This is a genomic window from Mesoflavibacter sp. CH_XMU1422-2 (assembly GCF_037029245.1).
GTDB classification, from domain to species: domain Bacteria; phylum Bacteroidota; class Bacteroidia; order Flavobacteriales; family Flavobacteriaceae; genus Mesoflavibacter; species Mesoflavibacter zeaxanthinifaciens.
Window position 1 is genome coordinate 1,526 of the sequence record NZ_JAYMEE010000091.1, and the last position, 3,690, is coordinate 5,215.

The 3,690-nt window shown below is 33.5% G+C and carries 5 protein-coding genes; all 5 read right to left on the reverse strand.

Going from position 1 to position 3,690, the window contains the following annotated elements; genetic code table 11:
* Nucleotides 1-121: 121 nt before the first annotated feature.
* The 5 genes from WA340_RS12845 to WA340_RS12865 all read right to left on the reverse strand — a co-directional run bounded on the left by WA340_RS12845 (nt 122) and on the right by WA340_RS12865 (nt 3,431).
* Nucleotides 122-598 (reverse strand): hypothetical protein, encoded by a 477-nt coding sequence (locus WA340_RS12845; protein WP_336129381.1) that lies wholly within the window; start codon nt 596-598, stop codon nt 122-124.
* A gap of 177 nt (nt 599-775) precedes the next feature.
* The gene (locus WA340_RS12850; RefSeq protein ID WP_336129382.1) at nt 776-1,288 is read right to left on the reverse strand and encodes a RidA family protein; all 513 of its coding nucleotides are present in this window, start codon (nt 1,286-1,288) and stop codon (nt 776-778) included.
* Between the two features lie 751 nt (nt 1,289-2,039).
* Nucleotides 2,040-2,402 carry a hypothetical protein gene (locus WA340_RS12855; protein WP_336129383.1) on the reverse strand — a complete coding sequence of 121 codons (363 nt, stop codon included), beginning with the start codon at nt 2,400-2,402 and terminating at the stop codon, nt 2,040-2,042.
* 23 nt (nt 2,403-2,425) lie between these two features.
* Complete coding sequence (locus tag WA340_RS12860; RefSeq protein ID WP_336129384.1) at nt 2,426-2,737, reverse strand: hypothetical protein; 312 nt, start codon at nt 2,735-2,737, stop codon at nt 2,426-2,428.
* 166 nt (nt 2,738-2,903) lie between these two features.
* Nucleotides 2,904-3,431, reverse strand: a complete 528-nt coding sequence (locus WA340_RS12865) for a TPM domain-containing protein (protein WP_336129385.1) — start codon at nt 3,429-3,431, stop codon at nt 2,904-2,906.
* Nucleotides 3,432-3,690 lie beyond the last annotated feature (259 nt).

Genomic DNA, 3,690 nt, shown 5'->3' on the forward strand with positions numbered 1-3,690 from the left:
GCTATGGTTTCGTTACGGAATGGTACGCGAGTATCATTCCGCCGTAACCATAAATTTAGCAAAAAGGCTTGAAATTCCGATTAGGAATTTCAGCCGTAATGAACTATAGCCGTTGTTGTGTTTAGTTTTTTATAGTGTCCAGTTCAATTTTATATTTTTCTAATCGTTCTTTCATTTTATTCCGCAATTTTTTTTCTTTCGGAACGTATGTTGTGTCGACTTTTCCGTTTTCATTAGTCTTTATTTCTCTAACGTATTCCAAGTCAAAATTCATTCGGCTATGTTCAGGATTTTTATCAGAGAATTCCACTTTGTAAAAATTCCCATTTTCTACATTTTCGGAATTATAGGCAGTCGAAGTTCCAGTATATTTTTTTCCGTTGTAATAGAATTCATATTTGTAATTCCGCTTGCTGTATTGCTTGTAAATCGGTCTTGCTCCATAAACCATTCCGTAAGTTTCTTTTTGATTCCGATTTATATCTTCCTTACTTTCCATCGCAAGAATAAATCCCCAAATCAAAAATGGAATTCCCGCAATCCAATAATATTCAGAAATGAACTCTTTAATTTTTATATATTTCTCGGTTAAATTCAATTCTTATTTTTCTATTTTCGGTTTGCTGGGAAATTAAACACAACGGTTTTGTGTATGGCTCGTTGCGGAAAATCAGCTATGATTTTCCGCCGTAACCGAAAGATAGTAAATTGCAATGAATTCCGATTAGGAATTCAGCCGCAATGAGCTATACACCTTGTTGTGCTTTCGTACTTTTTATTCCGATTTATGTACTTCAAGTTCGATTTCAACCATAAATTCAGGTAATGCTAATCCTTTTACTTCAAGCCAAGAACCAGTCGGAAATCCATTTTTATAAATTTCAGCACGATATGCTGATTTTTCCAGCATTTGAGCCATATCAGTTGTAAAAATGTCTTCTTTTACAACATCGTTAAATGTACAACCAAAGTGTTTTAATATTTTTTCCAAATCAGCATAACAGTTTTTCATCTGCTGTTCTATATCTCCAACAGCAGTTGGATTTCCTTCATTGTCCATACTTACTGCTCCAGAAATTTTAATGCTATTCCCAATTTTTACAGCGTGTGAATATCCGTATGCTTTTTCTACTTCTGGACGTAAGAGAAAATATTCAGGTTTTTCGGGTTCAACAATTACTTCTTTTTCCACTTCTTTAGTTTCTTCCTTTTGTTCACAACTTTGGAATACAAAAGTCAATGCAAAAAGTGTTGCGAGTAAAGTCAATCGGTTGGTTAGTTTCTTCATAATTCTAATTATTTAGTGCCTACATTAGTCGGTTTTCGGCTTTCCCGTTTTTATTATCCATTTCGTTTTTCAGTATGAAGCACAACGGCTCCGGCTATGGTTTCGGCGTGGTGATGTAAACACCGGTCGCCTTGGCTGCCAAAACATACCTAAAAGTAACCTATTTATCGAACCAACACAAACCCCACGCTGAAATATAGCCATTGTTACCTCTCGTAACGCGCACACTGATTGTATATTGGTGCTTTTACATGTTGCGCTATTTTCGCATGAGTGGTCAAATTCGCCAGGCTAATTAAATATTTTAATACAGTTAATCGGCAGTGACCAATTTCGCTGTCTCATTATTTCATTTCTTTTTCGAGCTATCGTATTTGAGTTTCCAGTTGATTTTCGCTATCGCAAATGTATTTGGTTGTCTAGATTTTGTAGTTCCGCAACCAGATCTGCAGTTTCAAGAATGGCGCAATTACTTTTTTTTGTGATTCAAATTGGTAATCACCATTTTTTGGCAGCAACAGATTATGACTCGATTTATAACTTGTAGTTGACTATCAAAATTCGCTCAAGAGTGAAAAGCGTTGGCCGCAGCTTTGGCAATAGCGTTATGAGAGGTAACGTGCGCGTATAAATTTCAGTTGCGGCTTAAAATCCGCAGGATTTTAAGATTGGTACTAATTTAGCAAATTGGTATGAATTTCCGATAGGAATTTCAGCCGCAATGGATTATAGCCATTGTTGTAACACGTTTTTATTTTATTTTAAATCTTGATAATACCTCAAATACTTCGCTCGCTTTTTTCTGGGCGTGATAGTTAAAGTGGATATTGTCAAATTCGACAAAACCTCTTGTTCCGTGATAAGGATAATCAGGAAGACAAATTAGCATTGGTTCTTTCAGGTTTTCTTGAGTTATGACAGCTATTGGTTCATCAATAGCAACGCTCCAAGTAGCTTTTCCTCCAATTATTTTGGGTAGATAATTGGTTTGGTAAATATGTTTTAAAATTTCCATAATTGTCCAGTTTGAATTTATTTCTATTTCCAAAAAATGAGGTGCGTTAACATCATCTCCCATTGCAACACTTTCACGTGTCAGTTTAATTTTTTTCATACTCCATAATTTTCCATTTTTAGTTAATTCAAGATTGTGCTTAAAATTCCTAAAACAATTGTTACTAATAACATAATTCCTGAAAATCGTCTCAATTTATTTGATTTCCGTTTTAAATTTTCATTTCTGCCCTCAACTTTCCATTTCAGCTTGAACATTGAGTTAAGCATCAATTCATATGATGAAAAAGAAAAAGGATTTAAAATTGGAAATAATGGGTATTTATTTTGGTCAGCAGAGTAATAAATCCAAAGATTCATATAAATCGCAATTCCAAACGAAAAGAAACTTAAAACAAATCCAATAAAAATTATTCCGAAAACGATGTCATTCATAAGTATTCGATTGGTTTTTCAAATGTGTTACAACGGTTTGGCTATGGTTTCGTTGCGTGAAAATCCGCTAGGATTTTCCGCCGAAAACCGAAGATAGCAAATTTGCGAGGACTTTCCGCGAGGAAAGTCAGAAGCAATGAACTATAGCCGTTGTTGTAAACAGTATTTATTTCCACAATTTAATCATTTCCTCAACCGCACTTTTCGTTCCTGCATAAAAATCATTTTTTTTCAGTTTCGGTATTACATTCATTCCAATAACTTTATTAATTTTCTCATCAGTCAAATAGTTTTGAGCTTCTAATCCAGCAGTTATTGCAAACTTTCGATTTTCTTTACTCATCAGAATAATCAATCCGTTTTGTTCAGGTAATTTTCCAACATTCCAATTCTGAAAAAACGCACTCATAAGTTTGTCATAATTTTCAAATCCATAAGTATTGGCAGTAGTAATTATATAAATTTCGCGACCGAGTTTGTTTTCATAATCGTTTACAGTTTTCTCAAGAATATTAATTTGTTCAGATGTGAACACATTTTCAAAGTCATTTACGAAACCATTCTTTTCGGGAAATTTATTCTGGATTTCTGATGATTCCATTTTCAAACTATTATCAGCGATTTTTCCACTTTGAACTTTAAATTCACAGCTTGAAAATATTCCAATTGTTATTAGTAGCAGTATTTTTCTCATATTGTTTACAACGGTCTTGTATATGGCTCGTAGCGTGCAAATTAAAAAATTATTTTCGGATTAAGCACAAGCCAAATTTTTAAATTTTACTATTTATCTTTTTTATTGGAAATCGTCAAATTTAAAAATTTGGCGACTTTCCAAATATGCCTTAACTTCGTTTAAGCAACTGCCCAGCTATGAGCTATATACGTCTTAAGTTAGCAATCTATTAACTTTAACATTTAATCATAAAGAACCAAAGAGAGGAATAAGGTTA